The organism is Alkalibacterium sp. m-11 (genome assembly GCF_054658155.1).
Genome location: NZ_BAAGIR010000246.1, coordinates 1 through 1,725, shown reverse-complemented (window position 1 = coordinate 1,725; position 1,725 = coordinate 1). Strand labels below are relative to the sequence as shown.

Sequence of the window (1,725 nt, the reverse complement as noted above, 5' to 3'; positions counted from 1 at the left end):
GATAGTTTGGTAGTCGGATACCTACTATTTTACCGATAAATGAGGGAGGGGCAAGTGTTTTTTGTCTTTTCCTTGATAGAACAACGGTTATAGACCTTTAAGAACAAAAAAATTTGACAGTAACGTATGATTTACAGGGGGGAAAAAGATGGGGTCTATTTACACTAAAACAGGTGATAAAGGCAAAACAGCTTTGCTTGGTGGGAGTAGAGTATCGAAAAATGATATAAAAGTGGAGTGTTATGGTACGTTTGACGAGGTAAATGCAACTCTTGGGGTCGTGCGTGCCTTAACCAAAGATGAGGACATTAAAAACACAATATATACAGCCCAGCAAAAACTGTTTTTAATATCAGCTGAACTTGCCATCGACGACAAGGGAAAGCAGATGCTGTCAGAAAAGTTGACGAAAGAAGATATTGAATCGGTCGAAAACATAATTGACAGCTATGCTGAAAAACTTGAGCCGCTTAGAAGTTTTATTATTCCTGGGGACAATGAAGTGTCCTCATTTATCCATGTTGCAAGAACAGTAGTTAGAAGGGCTGAAAGAGTATTGGTTGCACTTAAGGAAGTAGAAGACGTTAGAAGTGAAATCATACAATATACTAACAGGCTATCGGACTTGTTATTTACGCTTGCAAGGGTGGAAAGCAATCAGTAAGTCTAATGTCACCTTAGAAAACAGAGAAAAGTAAAGCATAAAATATTAATTTAAACGAAATGAGGAAAACTAAATGGATATAAAATTAAATACGGTCAAGCAAATATCACTAGAATCAGTTAAACGGATGGCTCAGGCAGCAGAAGCAAAGGCAGAAGAAATAAATGTACCCATTGTTTTTGCAGCAGTAGACACTGGGGGAAATTTGATGCTGCTACACAGAATGGAAGAAGCCTTTTTCACCAGTGTTGAAATTGCTATAAATAAAGCCTTCACATCCGTGGCATTAAAAGCCAGTACAGATACTATAGCTCCACTTGTCCAGCCTGGAGAAAGTCTTTATGGCCTGGAATTATCCAACAACTGTAAAATTGTACCGTTTGGTGGGGGCTTTCCAATTATTGTCGACGGCGAAGTTGTAGGAGCAGTCGGTGTCAGTGGAGGCAGTGTTGAAGAAGATATGACTATTGCTAGGGCGGCTTTAAGTTTATAACTGAAAGTGAGGCTGTGATTTAAAGTCAGGTGTTGAAGTATTCTGAAGGACAGGAAATTTTTAATAGGATAAAAGCAGATATAACCACAGATATATACCCTGTTGTTATCTGCTTTTATTTATTTTCGGGGGGAACAGCATTATGAAAGACAAATATTATGAGCTTTTGAGAAATAAGTATAATACGCTGGAATCCATCTACACAGAATTGATGAATTTGGAAGCCATACAAAATCTGCCAAAAGGAACAGAGCTTTATTTATCAGATGTTCACGGCGCTTCAAGTGAATTTGAGCATATTTTAAAAACGGGTTCAGGCAATGTCAGGGAAAAGATTGAAAACTTTTATGGAGACAAGCGGGATGAACACGATAAAAATAAGTTCAGTTTTCTGATCAGTTACCCTGATAAAGTACTATCAACGATGCATCCGAGTGAAAAAAGGTAACTCCCAATAATCTATGAAAAATTATGTTTCCCAAATTTCTCGTTGCTCGTATGATGATTTCTGTCGATGAAGGTAATATAATCCAATCATTGTCTGGATTAAACAGCTTTATAACAGATC

The 1,725-nt window shown here is 37.5% G+C and carries 3 protein-coding genes; all 3 read left to right on the top strand.

Features of this window, described 5'->3' with window-relative positions; genetic code table 11:
• The first annotated feature begins 148 nt into the window (after nucleotides 1-148).
• The 3 genes from ACYQ2O_RS12155 to ACYQ2O_RS12145 all read left to right on the top strand — a co-directional run bounded on the left by ACYQ2O_RS12155 (nucleotide 149) and on the right by ACYQ2O_RS12145 (nucleotide 1,605).
• Complete coding sequence (locus tag ACYQ2O_RS12155; protein WP_459770833.1) at nucleotides 149-664, top strand: cob(I)yrinic acid a,c-diamide adenosyltransferase; 516 nt, start codon at nucleotides 149-151, stop codon at nucleotides 662-664.
• A gap of 73 nt (nucleotides 665-737) precedes the next feature.
• Entirely contained in the window at nucleotides 738-1,157 is a 420-nt protein-coding gene (locus tag ACYQ2O_RS12150) for a GlcG/HbpS family heme-binding protein (RefSeq protein WP_459770835.1), read from the top strand.
• A gap of 142 nt (nucleotides 1,158-1,299) precedes the next feature.
• Nucleotides 1,300-1,605, top strand: a complete 306-nt coding sequence (locus tag ACYQ2O_RS12145) for a fructose-bisphosphatase class III (protein WP_459796694.1) — start codon at nucleotides 1,300-1,302, stop codon at nucleotides 1,603-1,605.
• The last annotated feature ends 120 nt before the right edge of the window (nucleotides 1,606-1,725 follow it).